Below are 19,476 nucleotides of genomic sequence, written 5' to 3' on the forward strand. Positions count from 1 at the left end.
AGAGCCAGAGCCCGAGCCCGAGCCAGAGCCACAGCCACAGCCACAGCCACAGCCAGCGCCCCGTTCCATCCCCTCACGCCGCTTTTGCGGTCTCGCGCGGCTCCTCGCGTTCAAGCGAGCGCGTATCGCGCAAGCCCGGAAACAGCTTCATCCAGAGCAATGCGACAGCGATCGTGGCCACGCCGCCGATCAGCACCGCACGTTGCGCGCCCCACCATCCGGCGGTCAGGCCCGACTCGAACTCGCCGAGCTGGTTCGAGGTACCGATGAAAAGCGAGCTAACGGCGCTGACGCGCCCAAGCATCTCCTCCGGCGTGCGCAACTGCACGAGCGACAGCCGCACGACCACGCTCACCACGTCCGAGGCGCCCAGCACCGCGAGCGCGATCAGCGAGACGACGAAGTTATGCGACAGCCCGAACGCGACGGTCGCGAGCCCGAACACGATCACGCCGCCGAACATCGCGAGCCCAGGGCGCCGCCGCAGCGGGAAATGCGCGAGCCAGATCGAACCCGTGAGCGCACCCACCGCCGACGCCGAGCGCAGCAGCCCGAGCGCGACGGGACCGGCATGCAGGATGTCGCGCGCGAACACTGGCAGCAGCGCGGTCGCGCCGCCGAACAGAACAGCAAAGAGATCGAGCGATAGCGCGCCGAGAATCACAGGCTGCGAGCGGATGAAAGCGATGCCCGAAAACATGGATTCGAGTGTCACGGGTGCACGCGCGACGGGCTTCGTCTGAAGCGGAATCGCGCTCGTCAGCGCGGCGGCCGCGGCGAACGACAACGCACACGTGAGATACGCGGCACCCGCACCCACGCCGTAGAGCAGGCCGCCGAGCGCCGGACCGACGATCTGCGCGGTCTGGTTCGCCGACGCGGACAACGCGGTCGCGTGGGGCAGTTGCACGCGCGGCACGACGCCCGGCAGGAGCGACGACAAGGCCGGCGACTCGAAGGCGCGCGCCGCGCCGATGCACGCTGCCAGCGCGTAGATCACCGGCGCGCCGAGCCATCCGCCGAACGTGCCGAACGCAAAGATCAGCGCGGCGACGCATTCGATCGCCTGGCACACGGCGACGATCCTGCGCCGGTCGTAGCGGTCCGCGACATGGCCGACGACGAGCGTGAGCAGAAACATCGGCACGAATTGCGCGAGGCCGACCAGGCCGAGGGCAAATGCGCTGTGCGTGAGCGCGTAGATGTGCCAGCCCATCGCCACGCCGAGCATCTGGAACGAAGCCGACGACAGCACGCGCGCGCCCCAGAAGCGCTGGAAGCCGCGACTGCGCGCGAGACTGGGCGATGCGGCGGCATCCCCGGCTGGAGAGGGGGGAGTGTTCATGAACTGCGGGAAAGGCGAAGGCCGGTTGCGCACAATCGTGCAGAACCGCACATTTTAGTGCAGACGACACACGGCCATGCGCGAAGCCCGTTGCGTACGCAAGGTCACGCACGCGCTGTGTTGAGTTGCGCCGCCGCGAAGCCAGGCCGCAAAGCCAGGCCGCGAACCAACACCTCGCACCGCCCGCGGACACAAGTCCGCGGACGTCGGAGGGAATGGCGCGTTATGTGTCGTTACGCGTCGACACCGACAATCACGCTCGACGCCTTGAATAGCGCCGAAGCAGCTTTGCCCACCGCGAGGCCGAGGTTCCCGACGCTTTCGTTGGTCACGATCGCCGCGATCTTCGCACCGCCGCCCGTTGCCGCAATCACGACTTCGGCGTTGACGGCGCCCTTCGTGACCGATTCGACCGTGCCCGCCACTACGTTGCGCGTGGACACTTTGGCCGCGTCTCCATCGACCATCACGATCACCGACGATGCCTTCACCAGCGCGAACGCCGGCTTGCCTGCCGCGAGACCCAGCGACGCAGCGCTACCGTGCGTGATGATCGCAACGATGTCGAGCCCGCTGTCCGTGCGCAGCGTGATTTCGTCGTTGACGGCGCCGGCCTTCACAGCGCTGACCTGACCAGAAAAGTGATTCCGTGCACTTGTACGCATAGAGGTTTCCTGTGGCATGCCGTCGCTACGCACACACCGGTTATTGAGAAAACCCCAGTGTAACTGAGCGCGCGAGCCCTGGAACGTCACCACGAGCACAATTGGCCATTCGGACAATCCCATTGAGGGCCAAGTCCGGCGTAATATATCGCTCTTTATTACGCCACGGGAAAACAACAATGATACGAAAGCTGATTGCCTCGGTTGCGGTGTTGTCCGGTGTGTTCGGAGCCAGCGCGAACGCCCTTGCCGCCGACGACACCGACGTCAACGTCCTGTACGCCGGTTCGCTCGTGAACCTGATGGAGAAGAGCGTCGGTCCGGCGTTCGAGAAGGAAACGGGCCTGCATTTCAAGGGCTACGCCGCCGGTTCCAACAAGATCGCCAACGAGATCAAGGGCAAGCTTCGCCGTGGCGACGTATTCATCAGCGCGAGCCCGAAGGTCAACACGAGCCTCACGGGTGACGCGAACGGCAATCACGTCTCGTGGTACGTCAACTTCGCCGAATCGCCGCTGCTGATCGGCTACAACCCGAAGAGCCGCTTCGCCACCGCCTTCAAAACGAAGAAGTGGGACGAAGTGCTCCGCGAGCCGGGCCTACGTCTTGGGCGCACCGATCCGAAGCTCGATCCGAAAGGCGCGTTTACCGTCGAACTCATGACGAAGGCCGCCGAGGCTTATCACCAGCCGGATCTCGTCGAAAAGACGCTCGGTGCGCTGGACAATCCCCAGCAGGTCCTGCCTGAAGAGACGCTCGTCGGTCGCCTGCAGTCGGGCCAGCTCGACGCCGGCTTCTTCTACTCGACCGAAACGACCGACCTCAAGATCCCGTCGATCCACCCCGCGCCCGAGTTGAAGATCAAGGCCAACTACACGCTCACGATCCTCAATGACGCCGCCAATCGAGCCGGCGCCACGCGCTTCGTCAACTTCCTGCTCAGCGCCGAAGGCCGCAAGCTGCTCGCCGAGCATGGCGTCGATGTGACGAAGCCGACGGTCCAGGGTAGCGTCGAGGCAATTCCGCCGTCGGTGCAGGCCGTGATCGACGCCGCGCAACAATAACCGTGAAGCAGACCGCGGCACGGCCGCTTCTGTGGCTCGGCGCGCTGCTCGCGGTCTATCTCTGCGCGCCGTTCGCCGCCAGCATCCCGCAGATCGGCCAGGCCGACTGGGCGAACGTCGACTGGCGCGCGACGTGGTCCGCGGTGGCCGTGTCGGCGATGAGCGCGAGCGTCGCCACGCTCATCATCCTCGCGGGCGGCGTGCCGCTCGGCTATTGGCTCGCCCGCTCGCGCTCGCGCGCGGTCGCGCTGCTCGGCTTCGTCGTGCAACTGCCGCTCGCGCTGCCGCCGCTCACGAGCGGCGTGCTGCTGCTGTTTCTCGTCGGTCCGTATAGCGGCATCGGCCAGTTCTTCGACGGCAGGATCACCGACTCGTTCGCGGGGATCGTGCTCGCGCAAACCTTTGTCTCCGCACCGTTCCTGATCATCGCGGCGCGCTCCGCGTTCGCAGCCGTCGATCCCGTCTACGACGATGTCGCCGCCACGCTCGGCCATCACGCCCTCGCGCGCTTCTTTCGCGTCACGCTGCCCATCGTGTGGCCGGCCATTCGAGCCGGACTCGCACTCGCGTGGCTGCGCGCGTTCGGCGAGTTCGGCGCGACCGTGATGGTCGCCTATCACCCGTATTCGCTGCCGGTCTATACCTACGTCGTGTTCGGCGGCCAGGGGCTGCCCGCGATGATGCCGCTCCTGTTGCCGACGCTCGCCATCGCGATCGTCTGCGCCGTGCTCTCGGTCTATAGCCGCGGCGCGCGCGCCTCGCTCGCCGCGCCCACCGAGAATGGCGACGAACCCGCGGGCTTCACACCCGCAGCACCAGTGCAGTCCGGCGAAGTCCTGCGTCTCGCCTTCGACGCGAAACGCAAGCTCGGCACGTTCAGCCTCGACGTGGCGTGGCAACCGCGCACGCGTCGGCTCGCCATCATCGGGCCGTCCGGTTCGGGCAAGTCGCTCGCCCTGCGCATCATCGCGGGGCTCGAGCAGAACGACGCGGGATCGGTCACGCTCGGCGACGCCGATCTCGGCGCGCTGCCGCCCGAGCGTCGGCAGATCGGCTACATGCCGCAGGATTACGGCCTCTTTCCGCACATGACGGTCGCGCAGCAACTGGCGTTTCCAGTCGGCGCCGATGCCACCAACGCGCGCTACTGGCTCGCGCATCTCGGACTCGACAAGCTCACGGCGCGCCTGCCGCACGAGCTATCGTTTGGCCAGCGCCAGCGCGTCGCACTCGCGCGCGCACTCTCGCGACACAGCCAATTGCTGCTCTTCGACGAACCGTTCGCGGCCCTCGACACGCCGCGCCGACGCCGTCTGCAGCAGTCGTTGCGCACACTGCAGCGTGAAATCGACGCGGTGACCGTCATCGTCACGCACGACCCCGACGAAGCCGCACTGCTCGCGGACGAAGTGCTGGTCATCGAACAAGGCTGCGTCCTGCAGGCGGGACCCGTCGACGATGTGTTCCGGCGGCCGGCATCGCTACGCGTGGCCGAGTTGCTCGGATTGCGTAACGTTGGCATCGGCATCGTGAGCGCTGCGGGCGTTATCGAAACCGCGAGCGGCCTTCGCCTGCCGTTCGCCGACGCGCCGCTCGCCGCGGGCACGCGTGTGATGTGGCGCGTCGCGCCGCGCGCGCTGCGCGCGACGCCCGATGGCACGTGGACGGGCACGCTCGCGGGCCACGCGCTCAGGCATGGCGACCGCTACGTCACAATCGAGATCGGCGGCGAGACGTTCGATATCGCCAGCGAAGACGCGCCACACGCGGCCGGCGACGTGCAGCGCTTCTCGATCGAACGCGATGGCGTTTCAGCGTGGGCATCGTCGTGTGCCTAGCTGTACTCCTGATCGCGTGCTCCTGAAAAGGCTCACCTTTCGCGTTCCCGGCTCGCGTTGAACCTTCAGCCTGAGCGTCATAGCGGCACCGCGCAAGCGGCTGGAACGCGTTTTCCGAGCGGCTCCCGAAAGTTCTCACCTTCGACCAGGACCGCACTCGCGCGCGACGAATCCCGTCTATTTGCGCGAATTTGTGCAAAATTTCCTTCGCCCAACCTGGGACTGCCAGGAAATTTTCCCGATGTGCGGCGGCGCGAGCATTCAGTGCGTCGGTGAAGCACTATCGGCTACCGGCCTCACGTGTGCTTCACACGAGGTCCGCGCCCTCACCGCTCCCGAAAACCCTCACCATTCACCGAACTACGGCGCCACTCAGATCACGAAGCGGCTGTCTTTGTCGAGCACAGAGGGCAGCGGCACGAGATCCGAGCGTGCGAAACGAACCAGCGAAAACGCCCGCTCGACGAGCGGACTCGCGGGTAGCTGTGCAAGCGGAAAGACAATTTCGCTACCATCTGGCGCCGCGCTCCCGTCGATCACCACGTTCATCGCATTCAGCCGGTAGCGTTTCATCTCGACATTCGTGTGCCGTTCGGGATGACTCAGCACATCACAGATGACGTCGAGTTCGTGCGCGAGCGCATCGGTCTTCAGACCAAGCGCGCTGATATCGCGCTCGTTGGCCTCTATCGCGGCCTCCAGTTCAATGCGCTCAGCCGCATTCGACAAAGCGTGCTCGCCGAGCATCTTGTGCGTCCCCGCGCCGTGGCGTGTCAGCAGTTGCAGCCGCGTCTTCAATAACGCGCGCTCCTGCACGAGTGCATCGCGACGCGACTCGTCGGCGCTGATCTGCGCCAGGCCCTCCAGCGCAATCTGCTCGACGACGCGCTGCACGATCTGCACGCGCAGATCGGCTTCCGTTTCGCCGCAGACGCGCACCTGATGATCGTCGAAACTCAGCGTCGTGCGCACGACGTCCGCGTGAACCGTGTCGCCGACCTGTTCGACGCCGAACACGCGACGCTCGGTCATCGCCATGCCGAGCACAGCAAAGGTCTCGCGCGCGAGCGAATGGTTTTCGAACCACGCATGCAGGTCTGGCGAACGGCTGAGAATGTGCGCGACCTCGTCGGCGGCTGCGAAGAAGGCGTGAATGTAGGGGTCGTCGAGCCAGGTTGACGCGCTCGCCTCGCGTGCCTGCGGCAGCTCGCTCACGAGGCGGCTCACGTGGTCGATCGAGCGCGCCAGCGCTGGCGTGACGCGCTCCCGAAAGCCGTCCGCGAGCCTGAGCGACGGACTCAACACCAGTAGACGCTCGATCAACGCGCGGATCTGCGGCGTTTCCGGCACCGACTTCGGTCGCGTTCCGAATAGTCTGTCGAAGATGCCCATATCAGGACTCCGTTGCGGGCCGCGCGCGGGGCGTGGCCGGAATCGGGTGTCTCACGCGATCCGTAGAGGCGATCGCGGAGCACCCCTGCCGCATCGCAGGAGACAGCACTATAGCGCGAATTTTCGAGCGGCCAGATTCGGGGCGCACATCCCGAACAAGCTCACCATTCGGTGTGCGCGACAACGCTCGTCGGTGAAATTTTTGTGGCGTCGCGCATAACCGTTATTGATCAAAACGCGCGCTGGCACGTGCACAATTAACGCCCGTTCCCGCAGATTCTCACCTTCTGAGTTTGGTTTGACAGCCACCGAGGGAATAAAGATCGATTCATCGTGCAACTGCGCAACCTTTTACATTTGCACAAGCGTCTCCCGAAAGCGCTCACCATTGCGATCGCTATGCTCCCGAAAGCTCTCACCGTTCTTCGTGGCCGAAGGCTCTCCAGCCACTTTGATATGCATAACGAACTAAATAGCGCTCGAGCATCCTCACTGCGACGGCTCCGGTATAGCCGACCGGTGGTGATTCGTTATGACCCACCGCTCGCCATCACAGCGCCAGGTAACCGTCTACCGTGCGAGCACTGCTGGTCCGTCCTCGGCGTGCGCCATTCGATCGGGCATCTGATAGCCCGCACTCCCGGAAATACTCACCGATTGCCGGCCATCGCACGCCCTAGAGGCTCACCTGTCGGCCAGGGGCTCAGTGGGGTCCGCGCAATTGGCTTCTCGCGCTTTGCGAGGCGCCAGTTCGACCGCGCGAAGGTACAGGGCTATATCAATCCCTCGCCCTGCCCTGACAACTCCTGGAAATCCTCACCATGCCGTTATGCAATCGACACCGGGGTTACAGAACCGATCACGGCCTACTGGATTCGCGTCCAGCATCCGATGACCGCATCGCGGCCAATCGCACACGAACACGAGCGAATTCTGGAGATCCACGCAAACCGCCCACCGTCCCGTTCAGCGCCGCAAAAAGCAAGCGCTGCCGCGCGGCGTAACGAGGATGCCTCGATGCCGGGCGGCAGCAGAGTAGCGCTGGCCGTCGAGTGTGAAGGCGCTAAATCACCTTCGCAAGCGACACCCCATCATTTCGCCGGTGCGGCAGCCGAATAAACGTCCGGCGCGGCGGGACCCTCCACTTTGATCATCCCCAGCGCACCCTGATTGAAGGTACGGAAGATCGAATGGTCAACGAGGAGGAAAGTGCCCGGCACCACGGTGTTGAACTGGACGACCTTGGAGCCACCCGCCGGAATCAGCGTGGTCTGCACGCTTTCCTCATAGTGCTTATACGATCCGTCCCACACCTTGTCGAAAATCGCCCCGATTACGTGGAAGCTCGACACCAGATTCGGACCGCCGTTGCCCACGAACAGCCGGACCGTTTCGCCGACTTTCGCCTTCAGCGCGTTGTCGCCGGTGAGCGAGCCTTCGCGTCCATTGAACAGGACATAGGTCGGACGCTCGTCGACGGCCTTCTCGGGATCGAACGACTGCAAGCCCTTGTCGTGATACTTGCCGTTCGTGTAGAAGTCACCCTGCATGACGTAGTATTCGCGATCGACCTTCGGCAATCCTTCTGGCGGATCGACTTCGATCATCCCATACATACCATTGGCGATATGCATGCCCACCGGGGCAGCTGCGCAGTGATAGACGAAAAGACCCGCATTCAGCGCCTTGAACGTGAACGTAGCATCGTGCCCCGGCGACGCGAGTGTCAATGCTGCGCCCCCGCCCGGGCCAGTCACCGAGTGCAGATCGATGTTGTGCGGCATGTGCGAATTCGACGGATTCTTCAGATGGAGTTCCACCGTATCGCCCTGACGCACGCGGATGAAACTACCCGGCACCGTGCCACCGAACGTCCAGAAGTCGTACGTGGCGCCATCTGCGATTTGCTGCTTCACCTCTTTGACTTCGAGATCGACGATGACTCGCGCAGGGTAGTCGCGCGTAATCGGCGGCGGCACATTCGGCGGACTGGTCAGCACGGCATGAATCGGGTCCCCCTGCGGCGGCCCGAAATCACCGGGCACTGCGCCAACCGGCGCAGTCGCGGACATCGCAGCGAGCGGATACGCGAGGCTCGCCAGCAGACCGAGGCTAGCAAGTGCGGTACACAACCTTCCTGTCATCGTTATTCTCCTTACGGGTTCCCGCCGCCCGGCGACAAAGTTCATGCGCAATGCGCCGAAGCGGATAAAACTTGGTCTTCGCTAGTTAAAGGATATTTTTTCAACGCCAACCACTTCGCCTTCATTTCCAATGCATCACGTAGTGATATATTCCGCGTCACATTGGCACAGTTAGCCCTACCCATTAAATTCAACGAATGGGGCATACGCATCTAAAGCTCAAGAGCGCTTACAAAACAAAAACAAGATTGCCGCGCGAGACCGCTGCACGCCTTAACATGAATTAATTATCCAAACCCGGTTAATTGGCAGGTTGTCGCATGCAGACCGGACGACGCACTACACGTAAATCCAGTCCACCGAAATTTCTGGTGCTGATGTGCCGACATTTCGCGAGCTTGAGCGGCGCAGCATCATTGATCGGAAACGTTTTCGGTACGGTCAGGAAAGGTGATCGGACAATCGCTCGTGTGATTCTCAGCACAGGGTGTCCGAATTGTTTCGATTTGCCACGTGCGGCAGTTTTTCGCGGCGTGCGTCTCTATCCACACGATCTTCTGTGATCCTCAAGGCCTTTGAAAAATACACAGCGTAGCTCGCTGATCGCTCGAGACAATCCCGCCTAACACCTCCCAGCCGGTCTGAATTCACTTCACCGCATATAAAGTCTTCCTCGCGATTTCGGTGATGTTCTTTCGTGTCGGAGGGAAATCTCGCTTCATTCTCCGCGTCTTTTTGGCACGACACAGTTAGGCATGTGCAACACAACGCACAACACTTTGCGTAGCGATCACCTGAATAAACATCGAACACACGACGCTAATTTCTGAAGAGATGTTAAGCATTCCAACCATCTCCCTTGACGCGGCGTATGCGTCCTCCGAGAGTGTTATCGATCATTCGCACTGTGATGGAATCCATGCGGGCCCAAAACGGCCAGACGCACGCGGGCGGATGACAACACTGCTGCACTTCGGCGCAGCAACGCAGTGATTCGTTGTCTTTGAGTTTTCGTTCGGAGGAAGCGTGTTTAGGCGATTCCGGTTGCTCATGCTCGCAGCGGCGCTGTTGATGGCCGCTTCGTGTGCTTTTGCTGAAGCGCCCTATGTAGAGGTAACGGGTGGGTCCCTCCGTAGCGCGCTCAAATTGACGGACGAGCCCGGAGATAAGCTTGTCGTAGCACCGTTTCGCATGCGGTCGAGATTCGTGACGAACGCCGAGTTCCTCGCCTTCGTCAACCGGGATGCGCGTTGGCGCCGCGATCGTATCGCTGCTCTGTTCGCCACGCGCGATTATCTGTCGCGCTGGAGCGGACCATTGAGCCTCGGTCCCGACGCTCCTCCCAATCAGGCGGTAACAGGCGTTAGCTGGTTTGCGGCGCGCGCCTATTGCGCCTCGGAAGAGGCGCGCCTTCCGCGCTGGATTGAATGGGAGTACGCGGCAGCAGCAGACGGGCAGCATCGCGATGCACGCGCGGACACCGTACGCCAGGCACGCATACTCACTGCCCTGGTGGACAGTTTCAGCAGGCCAGCTGCAACGCCCGTACGGGAGGCACCGAACGTGTATGGCCTATACGGCATGCACACGCTGGTCGGCGAATGGGTGGACGACTATGCCTCGCTATTTGCAGACGCAGATGGGCGTAGTCCGGGCGGAAGCAACGAGCTCCGTCTTTGCGGCGGCGGTGCGCTTGCATTCTCCGATCGCACCGATTTCTCACTGATCATGCGCGTCTCGGCCCTCGCCGCAATGACACCGACCGACAGCAGTAGCAGCGTGGGCTTCCGTTGCGTCAAGGATCCCGACGGGGATCAGGTCATCAACAACAAGGACGCGACATGAAGCGCATTCGAGTTTTCCTCTACGCACTCCTGATGGTTTGTCCAGCGCTCGTCGCCGCCGCGCCATCCATTTCGCTACCGGGCGACTCGCTGTACCAGTTGCCTCTTGCGTTGCAGGACCAGCAAGGACGACAGTTCGATCTCGCGTCGATGCGCGGACGGCCCGTCATTGTCAGCATGTTTTATACGGCCTGCTCCGCTGCCTGCCCATTGACGGTCGACACCATCGACCAGATTCGCCACGCACTGAACGTGCCGGACCGCGCAGAGCCTTCCGTGCTGCTAGTCAGCATGGATCCGGAACATGATGATGTCGTCAATCTCGCAGCCATGGCAAAAGCGCATCAGCTCGACCCGGCGCACTGGCGGCTCACACGCACGACAGCCGGAGACACGATGGCGTTCGCCGCAACGCTCGGCGTCGCATACCGCCGTCGCACGGACGCCGATTTCAGCCATAACGCAGTTATCGCGCTTCTGGACGAGAACGGCCGTATCGTCGCGCGTACGTCGGTCATCGGCAAAGTCGATCCGGCATTTGTCTCGGCGGTGCGAGAACGCGTAGCCCGATATTGATCAGTTCGAGTACGGAAGATCCCGGCTACTCGCTCAACCGTTTCTTAAACGCGCGACATCGGGAATCGTGATTTCCCGACCTTTAATCTGGATGAGTTGCCGGACGCGCAGATCGCGCAAGATGCGCGAAAAATGTTCCGGCGTTATGTTGAGACGCGAAGCAATCGTTCTTTTGCCGGATTCCAGACGCACTTGCTGGGGAGCCGTCGAAGTACCGTCCACAAGGTTCAGCAGATAGCCGACTACTCGCTGCGTTCCAGACTGGAGCGAATACGCCTCCACGTCACGCATCAGATTGTGAAGACGCATGCTGAGACTGGCCAGCATCTTGCGAGCAAAGACAGGATCCTGCTCGAGCCTGGTAATGACGACTGTTTTCTTCACATGTAACAGCAAGGTGTCAGCCAACGCCTGCGCGGACACGATATAGGCCTTGTCCATGAACATCAATGCTTCGCCGAAGCCGTCGCCCGGCCCCACGAGGCGCACGATCTTCTCTTCTCCAATGGGAGAACTGAAACTCAGCTTGATCAAACCATACACGACAGTATGGAAACCCAGGCAGGGATCGCCGCGGCGAAATATCGTTGCGCCACGCGCCACCCTCACCTCGGTTGTTCCCTGCGCAAGAACGTCAAGTTCCTCCGGCGACATGTCGTTGAACAACGGCATCTTCGAGAGGAATTCCTGAAATCGAATCTTACCTACCCGCATTTGGCTGCTCCGACTGGTTAGCGGCTTTGTATTGGATTGAACTGGACAGATGCGTTAGCCGCAGATCCGCCAATTGTCGCGCGCGAAAGTATGGATAGATATGCCCGCGGTCAAACAGTGATCTGCCATTTCGAGCCTTATGTCGCACCCATTCACGCAACTCCGGCGGCTTCAGCAAGGCTGTTTTTTGCGTGCGCCGAATTCTGTATATCGACGCGCACACAATCGCAAACGTTTAACTGAACCGACTCGCAAAAATATTGAGCCGTAACATTTTTTGGGCAATAAGTAGAGCCGTACTATCGATGTGCGATTAATTCATCCGGAATGTATCCGGTGCAATGCAGCCGTAAGCAAAGCACATTTCTATCGCCAATTTACGAAAGCAAATAACTATGCGGCTCACAGGCTTTACCAGGTACGGTCTGCTGGTGCTGTTCCACACCACGGTTCACGCCGACGAAGTCATCACGGTCGGCCAGATTTCCGACGCGTTCGGTATCTCGCGCAACTATCTGACGAAGGTCGTTCATGCGCTTGGTAAAGCGGGCTATCTGAGTACGGTAAGGGGCCGTGCGGGTGGCTTGCGCCTTGGCCGCCCTGCAGGGCGCATTACTATCGGTGAAATCGTTCGCGTCATGGAGCGAAATCTGGACGTGGGCGAACGCTTCGATGTTGAAGATCTCGCATGCGCAATTACCGCAGCCGCTGGACTTCGTTGCGCATTTTCCGCGGCCGCGCGTGCGTATTTCGATGTGCTCGACAGGTGTACGTTCGCCGATCTCGCCTCCGAACAAACCGAATTGACGCGCCTTCTGATCGGCAACCTCGTCTCGCATCCGGCGATGCAGCAATCCACGCCGTGAGGCATGGTTCAGAATTTTGCCTGCATCCTGAACCACGCCACTCTGCAGCAAGATAATCCGGTTTTCGGCAATCTCTCAGGAATCCAGCAGATTGCCGACCCGGTTATTTGACGTCTTTCCAGTACGCGGCATTCAACCGCCACGCAATAAACGTCATCCCCCCCAGGAATAGCAGCACCCAGACGCCGAGTCGCTTGCGCGTCGTCTGTTCCGGCTCGGACATCCAGCCGAGGTACGCCACGAGATCGGCCACGTCGGCATCGTAATCCGCCGGCGAGATCTTCCCGGGCGTGACCTGCTGGTAACCCGCGAAGCGATGGATCTTCTCGCCGCTTGCCTTGTCAACCGTGTCTTCGAACTTCGCCTTCCGCGTACCCTGCAACTGCCACAGCGGATGCGGCATGCTCACGTTCTCATACACCAGGTTATTCCAGCCGGTCGGCCGCGTGTCGTCGGTGTAGAAGCTGCGAAGGTAGGTATAAAGCCAGTCGCGGCCGCGTGAGCGCGCCTCCACCGAAAGATCCGGCGGCGTTGCGCCGAACCAGCTTTTAGCATCGTCCGGCCGTATCGCGACGGTCATCGTGCTGCCCACCTTGTCCGAGGCAAACATCAGGTTTGTCTCGATCTGCTTTTGCGAAATGCCAAGACCCTCTAGCCGGCTATAGCGCATCAGGTTCGCACTATGGCAGTTCAGGCAATAGTTGACGAACAGTTGGGCGCCATGCTGGAGCGAGGCAAGATCATTCGCCCTTTCGGGCGCGTGATCGAGCGGAATATTTTCCTCAGCCCACGCCGGCGCTCCCGTTACTGAAAATGCGAGAGCGAGCGTGGCCAGGGCCGCAGCCCTGCGGGCGAGTGTCGAAAGCAGCTTTATCTTCATAGTCGTGTTCTCTTCGCTCGTCAGTTAATGGGCCTTGAAGTGCACGCGCTCAGGCGGCTGCTTGAAGGTGCCACGCCGCGTCCAGAACGGCATGCCGAGGAAGAATGCGAAATAGATGAGCGCGCAGACCTGGGCGACAAGCGTGCCCACGGGTGACGGCGGCCGTGTGCCCAGGAACCCCAGAATGAAGAACGCCACCACGAATATCCCGAGGAACACCTTGTGGAAGAAAGGACGGTAGCGGATCGACTTCACCGGTGCCTGATCGAGCCACGGCAGGAAGAAGAGCGAAACCACCGCCGATCCCATCACCACAACACCCCAGAACTTCGATTCGGTATAGGCCATCGCGAGAACCACGAGAGCCGCCAGCACCGGCAGACCCAACCGCCACTTGCCGCGTGCGCGCACGAGCGCGAGCAGGCCGAGCAGCGCGATCACAATCATCAGCACGATCTTGAACGGATCGGTGGTGGCACGGAGCATCGCGTAGAACGCCGTGAAATACCACACCGGCGCGATTTCAGGTGGCGTCTGCAGCGGATTGGCGGGCACGAAGTTATTCGCTTCGAGGAAGTAACCGCCCATTTCCGGCGAGAAGAATATGATCGCCGCGAAGACCATCAGGAAGATGCACACACCCATGAAGTCGTGCACCGAGTAATACGGATGGAACGGAATGCCGTCGAGCGGCTTGCCATTCTCGTCCTTCTTCTCCTTGATCTCGATGCCATCGGGGTTATTCGAACCCACTTCGTGCAGCGCAACGATGTGCGCGAACACCAGCCCCAGCAGCACGAGCGGAATCGCGATCACGTGAAACGCGAAGAAGCGGTTGAGCGTGACGTCCGAGATAACGTAATCGCCGCGAATCCAGAGCGACAAGTCCGGGCCGACGACCGGAATCGCCGAGAACAGGTTCACGATCACCTGGGCGCCCCAGTAGGACATCTGGCCCCACGGAAGCAGATAGCCGAAGAACGCCTCGGCCATCAGGCACAGGAAGATCGCGCAGCCGAAAATCCACACGAGTTCGCGCGGCTTGCGATGCGAGCCGTACATCAGTCCGCGGAACATGTGCAGATAGACGACGACGAAGAACATCGAGGCGCCCGTCGAGTGCATATAACGGATCAGCCAGCCCCATGGCACCTCGCGCATGATGTACTCGACCGACGCGAACGCGAGCGTCGAGTCGGGCTTGTAGTTCATCGTGAGGAAAATGCCGGTGACGATCTGGTTCACCAGCACGAGCAGCGCGAGCGAGCCAAAGAAGTACCAGTAATTGAAATTCTTCGGCGCGTAGTATTCGGAGAGATGCGCCTTCCACGTTGCTGTCAACGGGAAACGCTTGTCGATCCAGCCGACGACTCCCTTTGTTTCGACCTTATGTTCAGTGACAGTCGCCATTTATGCTTCTCCTTTTTCGTCCTTGCCGATCACGAGTTGCGTCGCGGACGTGAACATGTAAGGCGGGATGTCTAGATTCTGCGGCGCCGGTTTGTTCTTGAACACACGGCCGGAAAGATCGTAGGTGGAACCGTGGCACGGGCACAGAAAGCCGCCCGGCCAGTTTTCGGGCAGGTTCGGCTGCGGGCCTTCCTGAAACCGCGCCGTCGGCGTGCAGCCCAGATGCGTGCACACCGCGACGGTCACGAGAATGTTCTTGTGTTCGGCGCGCGAGCGGAATTCGTTCTTGCAATACTCGGGCTCCGGCATCGAGAACGGATTCTTCGTCAGCGGATCGGCGAGATCGCTGCTGGCCTTCTGGACATCGGCGAGCATTTGATCGGTGCGGTTGAAGATCCACACAGGCTTGCCTCGCCATGCGACGGTCATCATTTCGCCGGGCTTGAGGTGGCTGATATCGACTTCAACCGGTGCGCCAGCGGCCTTCGCCTTTTCGGACGGCGCGAACGAACCCGCGAAAGGCACGACCGCGGCCAGGCCCCCGACGCCACCTGCGACCGATGCCGCAATCAGCCATGTACGGCGGCCGCTGTCGACATTTTCGTCTTCGTGGACTTGCATGACATTCCTCGTTTCTAAATTGATTTTTTAACGCCATTTCTGGGGCCGCGAGCCCGCGCGAATGGAGTCTTTAACGCAGCCCTGAAATGTAGTCGGCCACCGCCTTGATCTCGTTGTCCGAGAGACGCGATGCAATCGCATGCATCGGCACGCTGTTGTCACGCGCGCCCGCTCCCTGGGTGAACGCGGTCAACTGGGTTGCGGTATAGGCCGCCCATTGCCCCGAAAGACGCGGATACAGCGAGGGAATGCCCTGACCCGTCGGACCATGGCAGCCCGCACACGCCGGCACGCCCTTGTCGGCAATACCGCCGCGATAGATTTTTTGTCCGAGCGCGAACGTGTCCTTGTTTTGCGCGTCGCCGGGCTTCGGACTCTGCGACGCGAAATAAGCGGCGACGTCCACGACCTGTTGATCGGAAAGCGCGCCCGCCATTCCCGCCATGATCGGGTTGGCTCGGACCGGTTGACCGCCGGCGGATTGCGCCTTGAAATCCCCTAGCTGTTTGACGATATAACCGGCATGCTGCCCCGCGAGCTTCGGAAAGGTCTCGGCCGCACTGTTGCCATCGGCAGCGTGGCACGCCGCGCACACCTGCGCCACGACGGCCTGTCCTCGACTGGCATCCGGCGTGCTCACCTGTGCCGCGTGCGTGAGCACTGCCCACCCCGAGAGGCCCGCGGTTATGTGTAGGGCCACCCAAACCTTGCGCATTCGATTCATTCAACCGTCCTGTTTTGTTCTGTAGTGGAAAGAGATTCCGCAACACGCGACGCCGCCGGCGCAGCCTTGACGGCCCCCGTGTTCGCGCTCCCCGTGGTTTCGAGCTTGATCGGAATGAAATATCCGTCCTTGCCAACTCGAGTCAGCGGCAGCTTTTCCTTCTCGCGCCTTTTCCGCTCTTTCGACAATGGCGGGCAGGTGTGCTCGTCGTAATACATCACCATGCAATCGAGGCAGAGCATGCACTCCATCTGGTCGATCCGGCCTTTTTCGTCGATCGCCTGTGAGCCGCAACCGACCGCGCAGGCATGGCAACTCGTGCATTCAGGCTTGCGTCGCAGTTTGAGCAGGCGCCGCCAGCCCGGCAGTGCAAGACTTGCCCCAAGCGGGCACAGATACTTGCAGAACGGCCGTTCAATGAAAATCGATGCCCCGACAATGACGGTCCAGAACAACATGAACGGCCACGATCGGTTGAGCACGCCAACGAGGAACGTCGTCTTGAACGGTTCGATTTCCGCGAGTTTTTCAGCCCAGGGCATCGAGAAGAACGACACCACGAGCAACACCGCGAACACCACGTACTTGAGCTTGCGCAGCCGGTTGTGCCAGCGCATCGGCAGCTTGGTCTGCAGCTTCTTCAGGCCCGTAGCACGTGCCACCTTGTAAAGCATCTCGGACATCGAGCCGAACGGGCACATCCAGCCGCAGAACAAGCCGCGTCCCCAAATGATCACGGTGATCGCGATCACGATCCAGAAGACGAAAATGAACGGATCGGAAAGGAAGAGCGACATCTTCCACCCGCCGAACAGCGAATGGATGAACGTCAGCACCTGCGTGATGGATGGCTGCGCCATCTCATGCCAGCCTGCGAAGCCCACCGCGATCAACCAGCTTGCGGTTTTCGGCACGGAGACCCAACGCTTATTCGCGCGCTTTGCCTTGCGTACCCAACGGTCGCGAGTCGCAAAGAACGCCATGACGGCAACGGCCCAGCCAATGAAGAGGCCGATTTCCAGTTTCTTGCCGTTCCATGCGTTCCACCAGGAGGGCGTTTCCTCCTCGACCTTCGGACGGCCACCCTCGAGGAAGGTCGCAGGCAGCCAGTACGGTGAGTTGAATGCCGAAAAGCTCTTTGCGCCCGTTTCCTTATCCTCTTTGTGACCCAGGAACACGAACTTCCACGGATAGGCCGCACTGAATTTCGTGTTGCGGATGATAAAGATGCCGGTCTCGTTGAAGGCGGGCGTGCCGGCTGCCTCCAGCGAGTAGAGATTCAGATAATCGGAATCCTTGAACGTGAACGCGTTGATTCCCTGCTGGACCTGGATGCGATCATAGATGCCGCCTCGCACGAAGCCCGATCCCTTGAACGACTCCGTGCCGTTCGCCACAACGAAAATCGCGTGGTCTCCAGGCTGGAGACGGTTCATAAGCTGCGCGTAACCGTAGTCACCGAGAATGCTTTTGCCGATCGCGGGGGCGTTCAGGTAGCCATAGTAGAGATCGAGATAGGGCGAGCCAGTGTCTGCCGCGCCAACGTCGCTGGCATGGAGCACGAGATGCTGTACCGCCCCCATGTCCACGAGCTTGTTCCATCCGTAGCGCGTATCAGACTGCACCAGTTTTGCCTGCGGCAGAATCGCTTCCTTCACGATACCGACCTGGCTGGCGACCGCAACGGCGCAGCGCGAGATCAACTGGTTTTCGGCAATGGCCGTGACCGTCGCGCCCGAAATGGCGTCGAGGCCCTTTTCGCCCGAACTGCTCTGGCCGATCTCAAAGCGCTGGCCCGCAAACAAGCCTACGTACTGGCCAAGAAATGAGAGCAGCTTGCTCTCGGGAATACCGACCAGCAGGATTGGCTCACTGTGTTTGAGCACCCGGACGCCGGTGATCACACCTTTGGTGTCCATGCCGATCAGCGTGACGATCGGTTTACCGGAATAACCTTGTATGTCGACGATATCGGTCGACAGGAATACGTAGCCTTTGAGGGTACGCGCGTGCCCGTCGTTGGCATAGGCCTCGACGTAGGGCGGAGCGCCCTTGCGCGCGGAGAATTCGTTTGCACCTGGCAGTACGCCTGCGCAGTCGGTCCACTTGCACATCTCGGGCTGGCTGAACAGCGCGTCGGGTAACTCCTGCTCGTAAATCGAAGCGAAGACCGGATGGGTCACTGCGACCAGGAGCGCGAACAGCAAGAACCGCAACGTTACTTTCATTTTTGTCGCTTTGAGGGGGCCGCCAGGAAGGGCGCAGCTTCAACGCGATTACGCGGACGAAGCGCGCCCCAATGGCGATTACTACTAGACGCCGCACCGCTCACCAGACCCCGGCGCGGCACAGCGCTTCCACTCACATTACTGAGCCTTTGCAACCATGAAGTCGACGGCTGCTTTCACTTCGTCGTCCTTCAGGCTCGAACCACCGCCACGCGGGGGCATCGTGCCGTTGTTGCCGGTGAAGCCACCGAGCGCGTGCTTGTACAGCGTCGGCTTGCCCTGCTTGATGCGCGGTGCCCAGTCCGCCTTGTTGCCGTAAATAGGTGCACCGCCTGCGCCCGTCTGGTGGCACATGAAGCAGACGCTCTTGAACACCTTTTCGCCATCCGCAGCATTCGCGGCCGGCGCTACGCTGGCCGCTGCAACGGCAAATCCAAAGGCTGCGAGCAAAACTTTCCGATTTTTCATGATCTTTCCTCAGTAGGAGTTTCAGGATTGATGAGTCCGCGCTTCGACCGGATCGTGCGCAAACGTAGCTTCAAAACCCAACAGCGGCTGTTCGAGCAGCCGACTGATCAGCGTGCTGACGTTGCGCCACGGGTCCGCGCCGATCTCGCTGACGGGATCGTCAACGGTCCGGCCATCGGGCGTGTGAAGATGGTTCGGGAATGTGCCGAGCGTCTCGTGCAGCGGCGCGGTATCGATGCACATTCCAACTTCGCCCCAGCGCCAGCTCATCACGTACTCAGCGGGGCCGCCGATACGTAGCGTCAGTTCGACGCCGTTGGCAAGATTCACATCGATCGCATCGCGACAAAGCGTGACCGACTCCAGTTGGGTCGCGTTGAACGTCGTCTCGATCTGCTCTTTCAGTTCAATGTGCAACATGATCAGAATCCTGTGGCCAGCACTTCGCGCAACTGTTCGCGAATGACTTCGCGCGTTTCCAGAAGCGTCTTCGCGCTGAGGTAGTGTTCATAGGCCGGGTGTTCGCCAACTTTGCCCTCGGCAATCAGCGCGAGCAGCGCTTCTTCGTTTTCGGCACGGTAATTCGCGAGAATGGTTTTGCGGTCCTCGCGCAGGTCGTAGAGCAAGCGGCTCAGCGACTCGATCTGCTGGGCCGCCTCCGATGGCACGTTGTAGAAGAATTGCGTCATCTCAGTGT

At 61.0% G+C, this 19,476-nt stretch carries 16 protein-coding genes and 2 pseudogenes; 5 read left to right on the top strand and 13 right to left on the bottom strand.

Going from position 1 to position 19,476, the window contains the following annotated elements; translation table 11 throughout:
• Nucleotides 1-73: 73 nt before the first annotated feature.
• Together L0U80_RS23805 and L0U80_RS23810 are read right to left on the bottom strand one after the other, a co-directional pair.
• Entirely contained in the window at nucleotides 74-1,345 is a 1,272-nt protein-coding gene (locus tag L0U80_RS23805; protein ID WP_233871163.1) for an MFS transporter, read from the bottom strand.
• Between the two features lie 233 nt (nucleotides 1,346-1,578).
• Nucleotides 1,579-2,010, bottom strand: coding sequence for a TOBE domain-containing protein (locus tag L0U80_RS23810; RefSeq protein WP_233871166.1), 432 nt, complete (start codon nucleotides 2,008-2,010; stop codon nucleotides 1,579-1,581).
• 179 nt (nucleotides 2,011-2,189) lie between these two features.
• On the opposite strand from L0U80_RS23810, the gene L0U80_RS23815 reads away from it, so the two are divergent.
• Entirely contained in the window at nucleotides 2,190-3,074 is an 885-nt protein-coding gene (locus tag L0U80_RS23815; protein ID WP_233871169.1) for an extracellular solute-binding protein, read from the top strand.
• 2 nt (nucleotides 3,075-3,076) lie between these two features.
• Nucleotides 3,077-4,912, top strand: a complete 1,836-nt coding sequence (locus L0U80_RS23820) for an ABC transporter ATP-binding protein/permease (protein ID WP_233871172.1) — start codon at nucleotides 3,077-3,079, stop codon at nucleotides 4,910-4,912.
• 372 nt (nucleotides 4,913-5,284) lie between these two features.
• Here L0U80_RS23820 and L0U80_RS23825 read toward each other — a convergent pair whose 3' ends face one another.
• Nucleotides 5,285-6,304 (bottom strand): hypothetical protein, encoded by a 1,020-nt coding sequence (locus tag L0U80_RS23825; RefSeq protein WP_233871175.1) that lies wholly within the window; start codon nucleotides 6,302-6,304, stop codon nucleotides 5,285-5,287.
• A 1,112-nt stretch (nucleotides 6,305-7,416) separates the two neighbouring features.
• Nucleotides 7,417-8,448, bottom strand: a pseudogene (gene nirK / locus L0U80_RS23830) (copper-containing nitrite reductase); the annotation flags it as partial.
• Between the two features lie 1,071 nt (nucleotides 8,449-9,519).
• Between nirK and L0U80_RS23835 the strand changes: the two are divergent.
• On the top strand, nucleotides 9,520-10,293 hold the full coding sequence (locus L0U80_RS23835; RefSeq protein ID WP_233871569.1) for a formylglycine-generating enzyme family protein: 774 nt from the start codon (nucleotides 9,520-9,522) through the stop codon (nucleotides 10,291-10,293).
• The gene (locus L0U80_RS23840) at nucleotides 10,290-10,868 is read left to right on the top strand and encodes an SCO family protein (protein ID WP_233871178.1); all 579 of its coding nucleotides are present in this window, start codon (nucleotides 10,290-10,292) and stop codon (nucleotides 10,866-10,868) included. Before L0U80_RS23835 ends, L0U80_RS23840 begins: the two co-directional genes overlap by 4 nt.
• A gap of 33 nt (nucleotides 10,869-10,901) precedes the next feature.
• Here L0U80_RS23840 and L0U80_RS23845 read toward each other — a convergent pair whose 3' ends face one another.
• Complete coding sequence (locus tag L0U80_RS23845) at nucleotides 10,902-11,540, bottom strand: Crp/Fnr family transcriptional regulator (RefSeq protein ID WP_373322266.1); 639 nt, start codon at nucleotides 11,538-11,540, stop codon at nucleotides 10,902-10,904.
• Between the two features lie 437 nt (nucleotides 11,541-11,977).
• Between L0U80_RS23845 and L0U80_RS23850 the strand changes: the two genes are divergently transcribed.
• Nucleotides 11,978-12,448: an RrF2 family transcriptional regulator gene (locus L0U80_RS23850; protein WP_233871184.1), complete on the top strand. Its 471-nt coding sequence runs from the start codon at nucleotides 11,978-11,980 to the stop codon at nucleotides 12,446-12,448.
• 103 nt (nucleotides 12,449-12,551) lie between these two features.
• Here the strand turns inward: L0U80_RS23850 and L0U80_RS23855 are convergent, their stop codons facing one another.
• From L0U80_RS23855 to L0U80_RS23890, 8 genes and pseudogenes are all read right to left on the bottom strand, one after another.
• Nucleotides 12,552-13,328: a cytochrome c1 gene (locus L0U80_RS23855; RefSeq protein WP_233871187.1), complete on the bottom strand. Its 777-nt coding sequence runs from the start codon at nucleotides 13,326-13,328 to the stop codon at nucleotides 12,552-12,554.
• A gap of 24 nt (nucleotides 13,329-13,352) precedes the next feature.
• Nucleotides 13,353-14,738 (bottom strand): cytochrome b, encoded by a 1,386-nt coding sequence (locus L0U80_RS23860; protein ID WP_233871190.1) that lies wholly within the window; start codon nucleotides 14,736-14,738, stop codon nucleotides 13,353-13,355.
• Nucleotides 14,739-15,359 carry a ubiquinol-cytochrome c reductase iron-sulfur subunit gene (gene petA / locus L0U80_RS23865; RefSeq protein WP_233871193.1) on the bottom strand — a complete coding sequence of 207 codons (621 nt, stop codon included), beginning with the start codon at nucleotides 15,357-15,359 and terminating at the stop codon, nucleotides 14,739-14,741. It abuts the gene before it with no gap.
• A gap of 70 nt (nucleotides 15,360-15,429) precedes the next feature.
• The gene (locus L0U80_RS23870; protein ID WP_233871196.1) at nucleotides 15,430-16,083 is read right to left on the bottom strand and encodes a c-type cytochrome; all 654 of its coding nucleotides are present in this window, start codon (nucleotides 16,081-16,083) and stop codon (nucleotides 15,430-15,432) included.
• Entirely contained in the window at nucleotides 16,080-18,311 is a 2,232-nt protein-coding gene (locus L0U80_RS23875; protein ID WP_373322267.1) for a 4Fe-4S binding protein, read from the bottom strand. The genes L0U80_RS23870 and L0U80_RS23875 overlap by 4 nt, the downstream gene beginning before the upstream one ends.
• Nucleotides 18,312-18,449: 138 nt before the next feature.
• Nucleotides 18,450-18,755: pseudogene (locus L0U80_RS23880) on the bottom strand (c-type cytochrome); the annotation flags it as partial.
• A gap of 45 nt (nucleotides 18,756-18,800) precedes the next feature.
• The gene (locus L0U80_RS23885) at nucleotides 18,801-19,199 is read right to left on the bottom strand and encodes a hypothetical protein (RefSeq protein WP_233871203.1); all 399 of its coding nucleotides are present in this window, start codon (nucleotides 19,197-19,199) and stop codon (nucleotides 18,801-18,803) included.
• 2 nt (nucleotides 19,200-19,201) lie between these two features.
• Nucleotides 19,202-19,468 carry an MJ0235 family protein gene (locus L0U80_RS23890; RefSeq protein WP_233871206.1) on the bottom strand — a complete coding sequence of 89 codons (267 nt, stop codon included), beginning with the start codon at nucleotides 19,466-19,468 and terminating at the stop codon, nucleotides 19,202-19,204.
• Nucleotides 19,469-19,476 lie beyond the last annotated feature (8 nt).

The sequence above is a fragment of the Paraburkholderia adhaesiva genome (genome assembly GCF_021390575.1).
GTDB lineage: Bacteria > Pseudomonadota > Gammaproteobacteria > Burkholderiales > Burkholderiaceae > Paraburkholderia > Paraburkholderia adhaesiva.

Coding starts and splice junctions, on each gene's coding strand:
- L0U80_RS23890 (WP_233871206.1), bottom strand. CDS start 19,468: ATGACGCAATTCTTCTACAACGTGCCATCGGAGGCGGCCCAGCAGATC.
- L0U80_RS23840 (WP_233871178.1), top strand. CDS start 10,290: ATGAAGCGCATTCGAGTTTTCCTCTACGCACTCCTGATGGTTTGTCCA.
- petA (WP_233871193.1), bottom strand. CDS start 15,359: ATGCAAGTCCACGAAGACGAAAATGTCGACAGCGGCCGCCGTACATGG.
- L0U80_RS23835 (WP_233871569.1), top strand. CDS start 9,520: ATGGCCGCTTCGTGTGCTTTTGCTGAAGCGCCCTATGTAGAGGTAACG.
- L0U80_RS23805 (WP_233871163.1), bottom strand. CDS start 1,345: ATGAACACTCCCCCCTCTCCAGCCGGGGATGCCGCCGCATCGCCCAGT.
- L0U80_RS23825 (WP_233871175.1), bottom strand. CDS start 6,304: ATGGGCATCTTCGACAGACTATTCGGAACGCGACCGAAGTCGGTGCCG.
- L0U80_RS23845 (WP_373322266.1), bottom strand. CDS start 11,540: ATGCCGTTGTTCAACGACATGTCGCCGGAGGAACTTGACGTTCTTGCG.
- L0U80_RS23870 (WP_233871196.1), bottom strand. CDS start 16,083: ATGAATCGAATGCGCAAGGTTTGGGTGGCCCTACACATAACCGCGGGC.
- L0U80_RS23855 (WP_233871187.1), bottom strand. CDS start 13,328: ATGAAGATAAAGCTGCTTTCGACACTCGCCCGCAGGGCTGCGGCCCTG.
- L0U80_RS23850 (WP_233871184.1), top strand. CDS start 11,978: ATGCGGCTCACAGGCTTTACCAGGTACGGTCTGCTGGTGCTGTTCCAC.
- L0U80_RS23810 (WP_233871166.1), bottom strand. CDS start 2,010: ATGCGTACAAGTGCACGGAATCACTTTTCTGGTCAGGTCAGCGCTGTG.
- L0U80_RS23815 (WP_233871169.1), top strand. CDS start 2,190: ATGATACGAAAGCTGATTGCCTCGGTTGCGGTGTTGTCCGGTGTGTTC.
- L0U80_RS23885 (WP_233871203.1), bottom strand. CDS start 19,199: ATGTTGCACATTGAACTGAAAGAGCAGATCGAGACGACGTTCAACGCG.
- L0U80_RS23860 (WP_233871190.1), bottom strand. CDS start 14,738: ATGGCGACTGTCACTGAACATAAGGTCGAAACAAAGGGAGTCGTCGGC.
- L0U80_RS23875 (WP_373322267.1), bottom strand. CDS start 18,311: ATGAAAGTAACGTTGCGGTTCTTGCTGTTCGCGCTCCTGGTCGCAGTG.